General features: G+C 69.3%; 11 protein-coding genes and 1 tRNA gene. 10 read left to right on the top strand and 2 right to left on the bottom strand.

Annotated elements, in window-relative coordinates; genetic code table 11:
• The first annotated feature begins 117 nt into the window (after nucleotides 1–117).
• The gene (locus KV203_RS00280) at nucleotides 118–2,187 is read left to right on the top strand and encodes a DUF4407 domain-containing protein (RefSeq protein WP_066472100.1); all 2,070 of its coding nucleotides are present in this window, start codon (nucleotides 118–120) and stop codon (nucleotides 2,185–2,187) included.
• Nucleotides 2,188–2,710: 523 nt separating this feature from the next.
• Here the strand turns inward: KV203_RS00280 and KV203_RS00275 are convergent.
• Nucleotides 2,711–2,793, bottom strand: a tRNA-Leu gene (locus KV203_RS00275).
• 180 nt (nucleotides 2,794–2,973) lie between these two features.
• Here KV203_RS00275 and KV203_RS00270 point away from each other — a divergent pair.
• The 7 genes from KV203_RS00270 (at nucleotide 2,974) to pknB (ending at nucleotide 13,005) form a co-directional block, all read left to right on the top strand.
• The gene (locus KV203_RS00270; RefSeq protein ID WP_066472105.1) at nucleotides 2,974–4,395 is read left to right on the top strand and encodes an FhaA domain-containing protein; all 1,422 of its coding nucleotides are present in this window, start codon (nucleotides 2,974–2,976) and stop codon (nucleotides 4,393–4,395) included.
• 201 nt (nucleotides 4,396–4,596) lie between these two features.
• The gene (locus KV203_RS00265; protein WP_066472107.1) at nucleotides 4,597–5,067 is read left to right on the top strand and encodes an FHA domain-containing protein FhaB/FipA; all 471 of its coding nucleotides are present in this window, start codon (nucleotides 4,597–4,599) and stop codon (nucleotides 5,065–5,067) included.
• Between the two features lie 13 nt (nucleotides 5,068–5,080).
• Nucleotides 5,081–6,535 (top strand): PP2C family protein-serine/threonine phosphatase, encoded by a 1,455-nt coding sequence (locus KV203_RS00260; RefSeq protein WP_066472108.1) that lies wholly within the window; start codon nucleotides 5,081–5,083, stop codon nucleotides 6,533–6,535.
• Nucleotides 6,535–8,028: an FtsW/RodA/SpoVE family cell cycle protein gene (locus KV203_RS00255; RefSeq protein WP_066472110.1), complete on the top strand. Its 1,494-nt coding sequence runs from the start codon at nucleotides 6,535–6,537 to the stop codon at nucleotides 8,026–8,028. The genes KV203_RS00260 and KV203_RS00255 overlap by 1 nt, the downstream gene beginning before the upstream one ends.
• Nucleotides 8,025–9,515 (top strand): peptidoglycan D,D-transpeptidase FtsI family protein, encoded by a 1,491-nt coding sequence (locus KV203_RS00250; protein ID WP_066472113.1) that lies wholly within the window; start codon nucleotides 8,025–8,027, stop codon nucleotides 9,513–9,515. Before KV203_RS00255 ends, KV203_RS00250 begins: the two co-directional genes overlap by 4 nt.
• A gap of 44 nt (nucleotides 9,516–9,559) precedes the next feature.
• The gene (locus tag KV203_RS00245) at nucleotides 9,560–11,068 is read left to right on the top strand and encodes a serine/threonine-protein kinase (protein WP_083530179.1); all 1,509 of its coding nucleotides are present in this window, start codon (nucleotides 9,560–9,562) and stop codon (nucleotides 11,066–11,068) included.
• Nucleotides 11,065–13,005 (top strand): Stk1 family PASTA domain-containing Ser/Thr kinase, encoded by a 1,941-nt coding sequence (gene pknB / locus KV203_RS00240; RefSeq protein WP_066472121.1) that lies wholly within the window; start codon nucleotides 11,065–11,067, stop codon nucleotides 13,003–13,005. The genes KV203_RS00245 and pknB overlap by 4 nt, the downstream gene beginning before the upstream one ends.
• 5 nt (nucleotides 13,006–13,010) lie before the next feature.
• Here pknB and KV203_RS00235 read toward each other — a convergent pair whose 3' ends face one another.
• Nucleotides 13,011–13,661, bottom strand: a complete 651-nt coding sequence (locus tag KV203_RS00235; protein ID WP_066472124.1) for an aminodeoxychorismate/anthranilate synthase component II — start codon at nucleotides 13,659–13,661, stop codon at nucleotides 13,011–13,013.
• Between the two features lie 66 nt (nucleotides 13,662–13,727).
• Here KV203_RS00235 and crgA point away from each other — a divergent pair, with 66 nt between their 5' ends.
• Entirely contained in the window at nucleotides 13,728–13,994 is a 267-nt protein-coding gene (gene crgA / locus KV203_RS00230; RefSeq protein WP_066472127.1) for a cell division protein CrgA, read from the top strand.
• A 26-nt stretch (nucleotides 13,995–14,020) separates the two neighbouring features.
• Nucleotides 14,021–14,431, top strand: coding sequence for a PH domain-containing protein (locus KV203_RS00225; RefSeq protein WP_246600364.1), 411 nt, complete (start codon nucleotides 14,021–14,023; stop codon nucleotides 14,429–14,431).
• Nucleotides 14,432–14,454: the final 23 nt, after the last annotated feature.

Here is a 14,454-nt window from a genome sequence, read left to right as displayed (position 1 = left end):
GAAGCTATCCAGCAGGAAATTGGAGTTCCTATGCGCGCGCACCGCACCCCGAGACCGCCGAGCGCGCACCGTCGACGCCGGTCGACCGCGCATTCGGCACCATCGCCCGGCGAACGGGTGACCGGCCTGCTCTCCTGGCTCGGCGACGGCGATCCAGCCCTTCGGCCACGGCGGTGGGACGAGGCGCCGCACTCCCCCGAACCGCTGCGGCGGCACGAGCAGACGAGCCACGTGGTCGCCGGGATCTTGGTGCTCCTCGTGATCGTCGTCGGCTGGCTCGCCGCCACTGCGGCGCTCGTCGCCGGGTCGTGGCCGTGGTTCGTCGCCGTGCCGTGCGGGCTGCTCGTCGGGGTGATTGCGGGCGCGATCGCCCGGGCCCTGGCCGCGAACGCGCCCCGAGACCGGCGCGACCGCGCGGCCCGATCCGCCATCGCGCTGGCCGTCGGTCTCGCGATCGGCGAGCTGGCCGCGATCGGCTTGCTGGCCGGCTCGATCGATACCGAACTCGATGCCCGCGCCGAACTTGCGGCCGACACCAGCCCGGCGGTGACGACCGCCGCCGACGAGCTCACCCGACTGCGCGCGGAGCGGGCCGGCCTGGACAACTCCGTCACGCAGGCGCGCGACTACCGCGACCAAGCCCTGGTAACCGCACGCTGCGAGTACAACCCGTCGGCCGAGTGTCCGGAAACCCGAATCACCGGCGACCCGGGCACCGGCCCGGAGACCCGGAGCGCCAACGACCGGTTGGCCGACGCCCAAGCCGAGCTGGCCGCGGCGCTCGCGGCCCGGGATCGGCGCGGGCCCGGCCTGGACCAGCAGGTCGCGGCCCAGCAGACCGCCGTCGACCAGGCGCGAAGCACCGCAGCCGCGGACACCGACCGCGGGCTGGGCGCGCACTGGCTGGCGCTGAACTCGGTCACCCGGGAACGTCCGGACGCTGCCGCGCTGCGCCTGCTCACGATCGTCCTGGGCGCCCTGCTGATGGCGTTGCCGATGCTGTGGCGGAGCTGGCGCGGCGAGAGCAGCCAGGACCGGCAGGTCGCGGCCCAGGAAGCCCAGGAACGCGCCGAACTGGCCGCCGACACGGCGTCCGTGCTGGCGGAGGCGCAGTTCCGGGCGACCACCGCCGTCCTGCGCGGCGGCCGAGAGCCGCTGACTGCGGCAACCCCACCGGTCGAGCGCCCGAACGCGTTGACCGCAGCACCGAACGACGATCCGCCGACCGAAGAGCTGTTCGAGATCCGGCCGGCACCCGGTCGACGCACCACCCGATCGTCGTATTACGACCCGCTCCAGATCGATCCGCGCACGATCGACTCGTTCCCAATCGAGGACTCGATGGACCCCGACATGCACCTTCCGATCGCCGCCGCCGCCGAGGCTGCCAGTCGCGCCGCCGTCGAAGCGGCCGGTCGCGCCGCAGCCGAGCGCGCCGCACTTCCGGCGCCGGTTCCCCAACCCGATCGATTGCCGGCAGTTCCCGGTGCCGCCCACCCGCCGGCGCGCGCCGCCGCGCCGGACGTGGACCGGGCTCCGGCGCAGCGACCCAATCCGTTCCTGCCGCCGGTGGTCGACGATGTGGCCCGCGCAGCGAGTCGTTGGGTGCGACCGCTGGTGCCGGCCGCGCTGGCTCGGATGATCGACACCACGACACATCCGCTGCGCAGCGCCCGTCAGGTGTTCGAGGAGGTGGAGGAGATCACGTTCTCGTTGAAGCGGACGCACAAGGTCACGGTGCGATCCGAGGAGAGCCCGCAGCCGGCACCACCAGCGGTGGACTATCCCGTCTCGCCGACATATCCGCTCGAGCCCGGCTATCCGGCACCGACCGGATATTCCGCGCAGCCGGGATACCCGGAGCAGTCCGGCTACCCCGCGCACCTCCTGCCCGAGTCCGGCGGCCGGCCCACGCCCGCCGGACCGCACGGCGACCCTGCGCTTCCCTACCGAGATCCAGCAAACTACCGCGATCCAGCAAACTACCGCGATCCGGCCGCTTACCGAGATCCGGCGCCGCCCCAGCCGGCACCGCGTCGCAACGCACCGCTGACCTCGCCCCGCCGGCCCGACACCAGCTGGCGGCTGACCGGTTCGGAGCGCCCTGCCGAACTGGTCGAGCCCGAGCGGGCCCGAGAACTGACCAAGCGCCAGGGACCCCGGGAACTCCCGCGGGGCGGGAATTAATCGAATTTGTCGAAACCGCAGCCGAGTGTTCGAATCGATCGAATATGTCGGCTGTTTGCCCGATATACGGTTCATACCGAAGCGAGCGGGCGGCAGGTCCGACGTCGCCGGTTCGGTTTCGGTCGGCCGTCGGTCCACGCTCGCCGGAAGCGGGCCGGAAATCGGCGTTGCGCCACCCGGCGCAGACCGTCGGCAGCACCGTGACCACCGAAAACAACCCACATCCGGATATCGAGAACGGGCGCGACGGTGGGGCGCGAGGAAGGCCGGGAAGAATCGGCCGTAAACGTGCACTGACCGCAGCGAGGATAACTCAGCTGCGGTCAGCGTTATCGTGATGTTATCAGGAGTTCGATACACATGTCACGCCCTTCGCGGCGTAGGCGCCGGTGAGATCTTCGCCACACCGGTCGAAATTCGTCGGCATTGTCCACCGTGAGTCGAGAACGCCACGAGCCGAGAGGTGGCGAGTCGAGAAACGACAAAAGGGGCCCACGATAATCGTGAGGCCCCTTCGTATCGGTGGGCGAAGGGGGACTTGAACCCCCACGTCCCGAAGGACACTGGCACCTGAAGCCAGCGCGTCTGCCATTCCGCCACTCGCCCGAGCGACCCGGGAACCGTATCACGACCCGACGGATGCCAGAAACTCGAGCTGACCAGCGCCTGTGTGCATAACGGCGGGCGTGTATATCATGCATTCGGGCGTGCGTTTCGGGTGCACGCGGGCGTCCGTGCGTGTCGGCGAGTCGCAGGCGACACGTGATCGTCGTACAGGGAGGCGCCATGGGTATCGTTTCGCGATTCGAGCGCCGGCTTCAGGGTGCAGTCGGCGACGCATTCGCACGGGTGTTCGGCGGCCACGTGGTGCCACAGGAGGTAGAGGCCGCGCTGCAGCAGGCGGCGGCCGACGGGGTGCGAGAACTGGATGGCGGGCATCTACTGGCGCCGAACAGCTACATGATTACGATCAACGAAGCTGATCATGCTCAGCTTGCGGTAGATCACGACCTGACCGTTCACGCTTTCGAGAAGCACCTGGCAGACTACATACGCGATCAGGGCTGGCAAACCTGCGGTGAGATCAATGTTCACTTCGATGCGTCGGCCACCCTGCACACGGGACAGTTTCGGACGAGTGGAACGGTCGACCCGGACATCGGCCGCCGGCCGTCCCCGCCGTCGGTCGAACCATACCGACCGGAACCGTCCGCCAACCCGGAACCAGGAGCCGGCAGCACGATGACTCAAAATTCAGGCTACGACCCCAGCCGCGATCCGGCGGACGACGACCGGGGCGCCGCCCGTTCCGAAGGGGTCCCCCGGCTACCGCAGCGCCGTAGCCACGAGCCCGACTACCGCAACGGGTCCTATTCCGACGAGCCGGTCGCAGGCTCCTACCAGCCGAACGGTTATCCGCCGGCCGAGCTGGAGCACCGATACAGCAGCTACCAGAACGGCTACGACCGTGGCTACGGCTCGGCAAACCCGGAGCCGGCACCTCCCGCCTACCCGGAGCGGAGCTACCCGCCGGCGGACTCCCAGCGCCTGGAATCGCCGCGCCCGGACGCACAGCGCCCGGAACCACCCCGTCCGGAAGCGCAGCGCCCGGAACCCGCGCGCTACGACGCGGGGCCGTACGGCCGCAGCGGCGGCGAATCCCCGTACGACCGGCGGAGCAACGAGCCGCCCGCACCGAGTGCGGACTACTCCCGACCCGGCTACGGCGAGCCCGAGTACGCCGCCGAGCCGAGTTATCCGCCGCCTGGCCAAGCCGCCAGCTACCCCCCTCGGTACGGCGGACCGGGCGCTTACGCGCCGTCCGCCGGACGCGGCAGCAGCTACGACGCCAACTACGGCCCGGCGACCAGCGGCTACAACCCGCCCGCCGACTACGATCCGGGCTACGGCGGCCGCACCGGATACACCGCCACGCTGCAGCTCGACGACGGCAGCGGACGCACCTATCAGCTCCGCGAAGGCAGCAACATCATCGGCCGCGGGCAGGACGCGCACTTCCGGCTCCCGGACACGGGCGTGTCGCGGCGCCACATCGAGGTCCGGTGGGACGGCCGCACCGCGATGTTGTCCGACCTCGGTTCCACCAACGGGACCCTGGTCAACGGCGCACCGGTGCAGGACTGGCAACTCGCCGACGGCGACGTGATCCGCGCCGGACACTCCGAGATCCTGATCCGGATCGTCTGAGTTCGCCACCCTGCGAACAACCCGTAGACTCGGCGTCACCGAACTGGCCGCGAGGAATCCGACTATCGCATCTGCGCTGATCAGACTCCTCGTTTCGGTCGAATTCGGTTGCGCCATATGATGCTGACAGCAAGACGACGGCCCACCGTTGGACCATCGGCGAAGCCGGTGTGCGCTGGACCGATAGGAGGTGGAACGCCGGTGCAGGGTTTGATACTGCAGTTGACCCGCGCCGGGTTCCTCATCCTGCTGTGGCTGTTCGTGTGGGCGGTGCTGCGTACCCTCCGCAGCGATATCTACGCTGCCTCCGGAATTCGGATCCAGCCGCGCCGCTCGGTCCGAGGCGGCGCGGTACTGCCGTCGTTCAATCGCTCGGCCAAGAGCGCCCGGCACCTCGTGGTCACCCAGGGGGCGCTGGCCGGAACCCGGATCACCCTGAGCGAACAACCGGTGCTGATCGGCCGAGCCGACGACTCCACCCTGGTCCTCACCGACGACTACGCCTCGACCCGGCACGCGCGGCTCTCGCCACGCGGTAGCGACTGGTATGTCGAAGATCTCGGCTCCACCAACGGCACCTATCTGGATCGGGCCAAGGTGACCACCGCGGTCCGGGTTCCGCTGGGCACGCCGGTACGGGTAGGCAAGACCGTCATCGAGCTTCGCTCATGAAGGGTCCGCGCTCGTGACGCTCGTCCTGCGCTATGCGGCGCGCAGCGATCGCGGCCTCGTCCGCTCCAACAATGAAGATTCCGTCTACGCCGGTGCCCGACTGTTGGCACTGGCCGACGGCATGGGCGGACATGCCGCCGGCGAGGTCGCATCGCAGCTGGTGATCGCCGCGCTGGCACCGCTGGACGACGACGAGCCGGGCGACAACCTGCTCACCAAGCTGCAGAACGCGATCTTCGACGGCAACGCCGCGATCGCCGACCAGGTCGAAGAGGCGCCGGAGCTGGACGGCATGGGTACCACGCTCACCGCGGTGCTCTTCTCCGGCAAGAAGCTCGGATTGGCGCACATCGGCGATTCCCGCGCCTACCTCCTCCGGGGCGACGAGCTCGCCCAGATCACCCGGGACGACACCTTCGTCCAGTCGTTGGTCGACGAGGGCCGGATCACCGCCGAGCAGGCGCACACGCACCCACAGCGGTCGTTGATCATGCGCGCGTTGACCGGAAACGAGATCGAGCCGACCCTCACCATGCGCGAGGCCAAGGCCGGGGATCGCTATCTGCTCTGCTCGGACGGCCTGTCCGACGTGGTCAGCGACGAGACCATCCGCACCACGATGAGCGAGACCGAGGGTCAGGACGATTGCGCCGACCGGCTGATCGAGCTGGCGCTGCGGAGCGGCGGCCCGGACAACGTGACCGTGGTGGTAGCCGACGTGATCGACCTCGACTACGGGCAGAGCCACCCGATCGTGGCCGGTGCGGCGTCCACCGAGGACGAAGAGGATGCGCCGGCACCGGATACCGCTGCCGGCCGGGCCGCGGCGCTCCGGCCACCCCGAGCCCAACCGAAACGGATCGTCGTCGACGTCTCCCCGCCGCCCAAGCGCAGCCACAAGCTGCGCTGGACCCTGGTCGGGGTGGGCGTGCTGGTCGCGCTGGTCGTGGCGACCATCGTCGGGGACCGACTGATCCAGGCCAATTACTACGTCGGCGCCGACAAGGATCGGGTCGCGATCATGCGCGGTGTGCCGTACTCGATGTTCGGCCATTCGTTTCAGCAGGTCGCCTGGCTCGGGTGCGTAGACCGGAGCGGCAAGCTGGAGCTCGTGTCGCCGACCGAGACGCATTCGTCCTGCCGAGAACTGAAGGTCGACGACCTGCAACCCACCGCTCGGGAACAGGTTCGCCAGGGCCTGCCGTCCGGCTCGCAGAACCAGGCGCGCGACGACATGGACCGGGTGGTGTCGGGCAACCTGCTTCCGACCTGCGCCGAACGCACCGCGACCAGCAGCGCGCCGCCGGCATCGACGCCGACGACGACCCCGGCGGCACCGTCCGGTCAGCCGCCGACCCCGCCGCCGCCGAGCTCGGCCGCCGCCACGCCGACCACCACGACACCGCCGCCACCGACCACCACCACGCCGCCACAGAAGCCCGGGGAGAACTGCAGGCGGTCGAACTGATGTCGATCCAAAGTCCACCGGCCTCCGTCTCCGGTCCGTCCGGCGGGTTTGCCCCACCACCACCACCGCCGTCCACCAAACGAGGAGTGGAGCTGGTGCTGCTCGCCGGCGCCGCGGTGATCACCACCGTCGCGCTGGTGCTGGTCGAGGCGAGTCAAGAGCAAGCGCTGACCTGGGACCTGGCCAAGTACGGCGCCGCCTATCTGGCGCTGTTCGCCGCAGCGCACATGGCCGTACGCCGATTCGCGCCGTACGCCGACCCACTGTTGCTGCCGATCGCTGCGGTACTCAACGGTCTGGGCCTGGTGCTCATCCACCGGCTCGATCTGGCCGAGGCGCAGAACGCCGCCTACAACGCCGAGCCGATCCCGTCCCCGGACGCCAACCAGCAGGTGTTGTGGACCGCCTGCGCCCTGATCGGCTTCTTGGCCATGCTGATCGGGCTGCGCGACTATCGCACCCTCGCCCGCTACCAATACACGCTCGGTCTGCTGGGTCTGATCGCGCTGGCCATCCCGGCGCTGCTGCCCAGCAGCCTGTCCGAGGTGAACGGGGCCAAGATCTGGATTCGACTGCCCGGATTCAGCGTGCAACCGGGCGAGTTCGCGAAGATCCTGCTGATCATCTTTTTCGCGGCGGTGTTGGTCTCCAAACGCGACCTGTTCACCACGGCAGGTCGGCACCTGCTCGGGATGGACTTCCCCCGCGGCCGCGACCTCGCCCCGATCCTGCTGGTCTGGATCGTCTGCATCGGGGTCCTCGTGCTGGAAAAGGACTTCGGCACCAGCCTGCTGATCTTCAGCACGGTCCTGGTGATGCTGTACATCGCCACCGAACGGCTCGGCTGGCTGCTCATCGGCGGCGCATTGCTGACGGTCGGCTTCTACTTCGCCTACCAGCTGTTCGGCCACATCCGGGTGCGGGTGTCGACCTGGCTGGACCCGTTTGCCGACTACAACGACACCGGCTACCAGATCGTGCAGTCACTGTTCGGTCTGGCCACCGGCGGTCTCGCCGGCACCGGCCTGGGTAGCGGCCGCCCGGCCCAGGTGCCCTTCGCCAAGACCGACTTCATCGTCGCCACGATCGGCGAAGAACTCGGCCTGGTCGGTCTGACCGCGGTGCTGTTGCTGTATCTGGTGTTCGCCGTGCGCGGTCTGCGCACCGCGCTCGCGGTTCGGGACAGCTTCGGCAAACTATTGGCAGCCGGCCTGAGCTTCACCCTCGCGGTACAGGTGTTCGTCGTCGTCGGCGGGGTCACCAAGCTGATCCCGCTCACCGGCCTGACCACGCCGTTCATCTCCTACGGCGGATCGTCGCTGCTGGCCAACTACCTGTTGCTGGCGCTGCTGGTGCGGATCTCCGACGCCGCGCGTGCGCCGGCGCCGACGCGCAAACGCGACGTGACGCCGATCCCGGAGGCCAACACGGAACTGGTCCGCAAGGTGCCGGGCGGCCGCAAGCCCGCGCCGGGAAAGACGGCCGCCTCGTGAACACACCACTGCGCCGGGTCGCGGTCGCCGTCATGCTCATGGTGGTCGCGCTGCTGATGAACGCCACCTACGTCCAGGTGATCAAGGCGGACAGCCTGCGCTCCGACCCCCGGAACTCCCGCGTGCTGCTCGACGAATACTCGCGGCAACGCGGCCAGATCTCGGCGGACGGGCAGGTACTGGCGGTCTCGGTGCCGACCGACGACCGCTACAAGTATCTGCGGTCCTACCCCGCCAGCCCACAGTCGCCGACGAGCAATCTGGCCTATGCCCCGGTGACCGGCTTCTACTCGATGCAGTACGGCAGCACCGGCCTGGAACGCGCCGAGGACCCGGTGCTGAACGGGTCGGACAACCGGATGTTCGGCCGGCGCTTCTTCGACCTGGTGTCCGGCCGAGATCCACGCGGGGGTAACGTGGTCACCACGATCAATCCGCTGATGCAGCAGACGGCTTACGACCAGCTGACGGCCAAGGGGTACACCGGCTCGGTGGTCGCGCTGGAGCCAAGCACCGGCAACATTTTGGCTATGGTGTCCACCCCGAGCTACGATCCGAATCTTCTTTCGGGCCACGATGGTGCCCAGGACACCAAAGCCTGGGAGGAACTGAATGCGGACCCGAACAAACCGATGATCAACCGAGCGGTGTCGCAGACCTATCCGCCGGGATCGACGTTCAAGGTCGTCGTGACCGCTGCGGCGCTCTCGGCCGGTAAGGCCAATCCGGACACGCAGCTCACCGCCGCGCCGAACGTGGAGCTACCCGGCACCACCACCCGGCTGGAGAACTACAACGGAACGCCGTGCGGCGGCGGCCCGACCGCCTCCCTGCGCGATGCGTTCGCCCGATCCTGCAATACCGCGTTCGTCCAGCTCGGCATCGATACCGGTGCCTCGGCGCTGCAGGACCAGGCTGCCGCCTTCGGTATCGGCCCGCATCCCGACGGGGTGCCGCTCCCGGTCGCGGACAGCACGATCGGCTCGATCCCGGACGACGCCGCGCTCGGTCAAACCAGCATCGGGCAACGCGACGTCGCACTGACCCCGTTGGACAATGCGGTGGTCGCTGCCACGGTCGCCAACGGCGGCACCCGGATGGAACCCCATCTGGTCGAGCAGCTACAGGGGCCGGATCTGAGCAACCTGAGCCGGACCAGCCCGTCCGCGGTCGCCCAGCCGATGAGCGCGCAGGTTGCGGCAACCCTGACCGATCTGATGGTCGGTTCGGAGAACTCCACCACCGGAGCAGGCAAGATTCCCGGGGTGCAGATCGCATCCAAGACCGGTACCGCCGAGCACGGCACCGACCCGCGCAACACCCCGCCGCACGCCTGGTACATCGCGTTCGCACCGGCGCAGAATCCGAAGGTGGCGATCGCGGTCATCGTCGAGAACGGCGGCGACCGGGCGCTCGCCGCCACCGGTGGATCGGTCGCCGCGCCGATCGGTCGAGCGGTTATCGCCGCAGGATTGCAGGCCGGGTAGATGACGCGCATGGATGTACCCGCAGCGCGCCGGGGGTGGCCCTCGTGCTGAACAACGGCGCCGTGATCGCCGATCGCTACCGGCTGCTCCGGCTGATTGCCACCGGCGGGATGGGCCAGGTCTGGGAGGCCACCGACAACCGGCTGGACCGGCACGTCGCGGTCAAGGTGCTCAAAGCCGAGTTCTCCACCGACCCGACCTTCCGGGAGCGGTTCCGGTCCGAAGCGCGCACCACCGCACAGCTGAACCATCCGGGGATCGCCAACGTCTACGACTACGGCGAGACCACCGACGCATCGGGCGCGGAGACCGCCTACCTGGTGATGGAGCTGGTCCAGGGCGAGCCGCTGAACTCGGTACTCAATCGGCTGAACCGGCTGGCCCTACCGCATGCGCTCGACATGCTGGAGCAGACCGGCCGGGCCTTGGACGCCGCCCACGCGGCCGGCGTGGTGCATCGCGACGTGAAACCGGGCAACATCCTGGTGACCCCCACCGGTCAGGTGAAGATCACCGATTTCGGTATCGCCAAAGCCGTCGACGCATCGCCGGTGACCAAGACCGGCATGGTGATGGGCACGGCCCAGTACATCGCCCCGGAGCAGGCCCTGGGCCGGGAGGCCACCTCGGCCAGCGACGTGTACTCGCTCGCCGTCGTGGGCTACGAGGCATTGTCGGGCAACCGGCCGTTCAAAGGCGAGGGCACGATCACCGTCGCCATGGCCCACGTCCGCGACCAGCCGGCACCGTTGCCACTGGACCTGCCGGGCCCGGTCCGCGAGCTGATCGAGATCGGCATGACGAAGGAGCCGTCGACCCGGTACGCCACCGGCGGCGAGTTCGCCGATGCGGTCGCCGCGATCCGCACCGGCCGTCGTCCCCCGGCGCCGCGCGGCACCGCGGCAACCGGCGTTGCCGGGATGGTCGGCGCGGCCGGCACCGGTACCCAACGGGTGCTACCGCCGCCGACCAATGTCACCCGGGCGGTATCCGGTGATCAGGACTATCGAACCGGCGCCGGTTACCCGACCGACCCGCCCGACGGGTCCCATCGGACCGGGGCACATGCGGTCGCCGACGATCGAGCCCATGGTTTGTCGAAGGGCCAGCGGAATCTGGTGTATGTCGCGCTCGCCCTGCTGCTCGCCGCTGCGGGGCTGTCCGCCGGCCTGTTGCTGTCCGGGATCGGTGGCGACAACTCGACGAACACCCCGACGACGACCTCGGTCCCGCCGACGTCGGAGCCGGCCACCACCACCGTCGCGCCGGTGCTGCCGCCGATCGTGGAAACCACCGCCGAGGTGGTGATCCCGACGACCACCGAGGCGCCGGTGACGACCCCGGCCACCACCCGGGTGACCACGCGGTCGCCGGTGCCCGAGACCACCGAGTCGGCCCCGGTGACCACCACGGTGCCGGTCGAGCCCAGCCTGCCGACGGTGCCCTCGCTGCCCAGCCTGCCGTCGTTGCCGGCGACCGAGACGGCGCCGGAGGTCACGGTTCCGCCGACCGTGACCGTCCCGAGCATTCCCTCGGCGGTAACCCCGCCGTGAGCACGCCGCGGAACCTCTCGGACCGCTACGAGCTCGGGGAGATCCTCGGGTTCGGCGGCATGTCCGAGGTGCACATGGCACGTGACGTCCGGCTGTCCCGGGACGTCGCGATCAAGGTGCTGCGCGCCGATCTGGCCCGTGATCCGGCGTTCTACCTCCGCTTCCGGCGCGAAGCGCAGAATGCGGCGGCGATGAACCACCCGTCGATCGTGGCGGTGTACGACACCGGCGAGGCGGAGACCGACACCGGGCCGCTGCCCTACATCGTCATGGAGTACGTCGAGGGCGAGACGCTGCGGGACCTCGTGCGCCGGGAGGGACCGCTGCCACCGCGGCGGGCGATGGAGATCATCGCCGACGTGTGCGCGGCGCTCGACTTCAGCCATCGCAACGGCATCGTGCACCGCGACATGAAGCCGGCCAACGTGATGCTGAATCTGTCCGGCGCGGTCAAGGTGATGGACTTCGGCATCGCCCGGGCGATCGCCGACAGTTCCAGTCCGATGACCCAGACCGCGGCCGTGATCGGCACCGCGCAGTACCTCTCCCCCGAGCAGGCGCGCGGTGAGCAGGTCGACGCGCGATCGGACGTCTACTCGGTCGGCTGTGTGTTGTTCGAGATCCTCACCGGGGAGCCACCCTTCATCGGCGATTCGCCGGTCGCGGTGGCGTATCAGCACGTCCGCGAGGACCCCCGACTGCCGTCGCAGGTACAGCACGGCATTCCCCGGGAACTCGATTCGATCGTGCTCAAGGCGATGAGCAAGAACCCGGCGAACCGGTACCAGTCGGCGGCGGAAATGCGCTCGGACCTGATCCGGGTGCTCGGCGGGCAGCGTCCGGCCGCACCGACGGTGATGACCGAGGAGGATCGGACCTCGATCATCGGTTCGATCGACGCCCCGCCCGCCGACGCCCGGCAGAACGGCGCCGATGCTCCGGCCCCCGCCCCGCTCGTGCGCACCGGCGGCGGGGGTCGCCGGCGGGCCCAGCCGACCACCTCGCGCCGGAGCGTCCGGTGGATCGCGGCGGTCGGCGCCGCACTGGTCGCCATCGTCGCGATCGGCGCGTACCTATGGCAGTCGGACACCCGAGCCAAGCAGGTCGACATCCCGGATCTGTCCGGCAAGACATCGCAAGAAGCGCAGCAGAGCCTGCAGGACCTGGGCTTCCGCGTTCAGATCGATCAACGATCGGACTCGAAGGTGCCGGCCGGCTCGGTGATCACCTCCCGCCCGCTCGGTGGCTCCCGAGCCAATCAGGGCACCACCATCTACCTGGAGGTATCCACCGGGCCGGAGATGGTGCAGGTGCCGAAGCTGGACGGGCTGAGCCAGCAGGCGGCGAACCAGGCGCTCACCGCGCTGCGGCTGCGCCTGGACCCGACCGCGGACCGGGCTCCGTCCACCGACACCGAACTCGACCACGTGATCGCACAAGAGCCGTCCGCCGGCTCCAGCGTCAGCGTCGATGCGGTGGTCCGGATCACGCTCGGCAGCGGGCCCGAACAGGTCCGGGTGCCGAACGTGGTCGGCCAGGCCATCGACGTGGCCAGGCCGAACCTGGAAGACGGGGCCGGATTCGTCGTCAAAGTCGAGCAGGTGGAGTCGACTCGACCGACCGGTGAAGTCGTCTCGACCAGTCCCGGGGGCGGCTCACAAGCCGAGAAGGGCTCCACGGTCACCGTGCGGGTGTCCAGCGGCGCCAAGATCGCCATGCCGGACCTGTCGAATCAAACCCTGCAACAGGTGCTCGACACGCTGCATGCGGCGGGCTGGACCGGCACCGCCGAAGCCTTGACCCAAAGCCGGCAGCAGACCCTCGACCCGAGCAAGTGGGAGCGGGTGACCAGCCAGATGCCGAGTCTCGGCACGCAGATCGCCACGAACGGCAGGGTATCGGTGATCCTGGGTCAGGCCGGCATACCGGGCGGCTGACCGCGTCAGCCGCGAGCGGGCGCGAGCTCGGCCATCTGCTGCTCCAGATCGACGACCAGCTGCTCCGGCGGCCGCGCCCCGAACAACTCCAGCCAGTTCGCCAGTATCCGGTGCCCACCCTGGGTGAGCACCGATTCCGGGTGGAACTGCACACCGTGGATGGGCAGCTCGGTGTGCCGGAACGCCATCACCACGCCGCCGGCGGTCCGGCCGACCGGCTCCAGGTCGGCCGGCAAGGTTTCCGGCAGCACCGTCAACGAGTGGTAGCGGGTCGCGGTGAACGGATTCGGCAGGTCGCGCAGCACGCCGGCGTTCGCGTGCTCGACCGAGCTGGTTTTGCCGTGCCGCAGCTCCGGCGCCCGATCCACCGTCGCCCCGAACGCCACCCCGATCGCCTGATGTCCGAGGCAGACCCCCAGCAACGACGTCGCGGTCTCGGCACACGCCCGGACCAGCGACACACTCGCCCCCGCCCGCTCCGGAGTGCCCGGCCCCGGGCTGATCAACACCCCGGCGTAATCGGCCACCGCGGCAGCCGGGACGGCCAGTGCCGGGGCGTCGTTGCGCAGCACCTCGACCTCGACGCCGAGCTGACCCAGGTATTGGACCAGGTTGAATACGAAGCTGTCGTAGTTGTCGACGACCAGAACCCGCATGGTACGAGGCTACGCGGGGCCCGGGTAGCATGGCGGTTGCCCGAGCCGCCGTTCACCGAGGAACCCATGCCGAAGTCGAAGGTCCGGAAGAAGACCGACTACACGATCAACCCTGCCAGCGTCACGACGGGGAAGAAGAAGGTCGCGGGACCGTCGTCACCTTGGTATATCGGGGTCATGCTGGCCTTCATGTTGGCCGGGCTGATCTGGCTGATCGTGTATTACCTCGCCGGCGATCAGATCGGCTGGATGGGCGACCTCAACGCCTGGAACTTCCTGATCGGGTTCGGCTTGATGGTCACCGGCCTGCTGATGACGATGGGCTGGCGCTGACCCCCCGGATCGCCTGGTCCACGCCGGTGGCGGCACTGGTCGCCACCACCCTGGGCGCGGTCGTCTTCGTGGTCGCGGCGGTGCTCACCCGAGCCGACCCGGCCGGTGCCCTGTTGCTCACCGTTGCCGCGCTCGGCACCACGGTCGTGGCCGCTCTGGGTTGGCTGCGCCGGCCGCGACTGGCCGTGTACGACGGCCCCGACGGAACCGCCGACCTGGCCGTACGCGAGCTGCGCGGGACGAGCCGGTTCGGCCGGGCCGAACTGGCCTACGTCCGAGTCAGCCGATACCCGCGGCTGGGCCGCCGGATTCCACTGCTGGAGATCGAGCTCCGGGAGTCGGACCGCCTGCTGGTCTTCGGCCGGTGGGACCTGGGCGCCGACCCGGCCGAGGTGCTCGATGCGTTGACGGTGCACGGACTGGTCCCGACCGACTGAGCCGTCCGGCAGCTGCCCGGAGC

This window comes from Skermania piniformis (genome assembly GCF_019285775.1).
Classification (GTDB): domain Bacteria; phylum Actinomycetota; class Actinomycetes; order Mycobacteriales; family Mycobacteriaceae; genus Skermania; species Skermania pinensis.
This window is presented reverse-complemented; position numbering and strand designations above follow the sequence as displayed.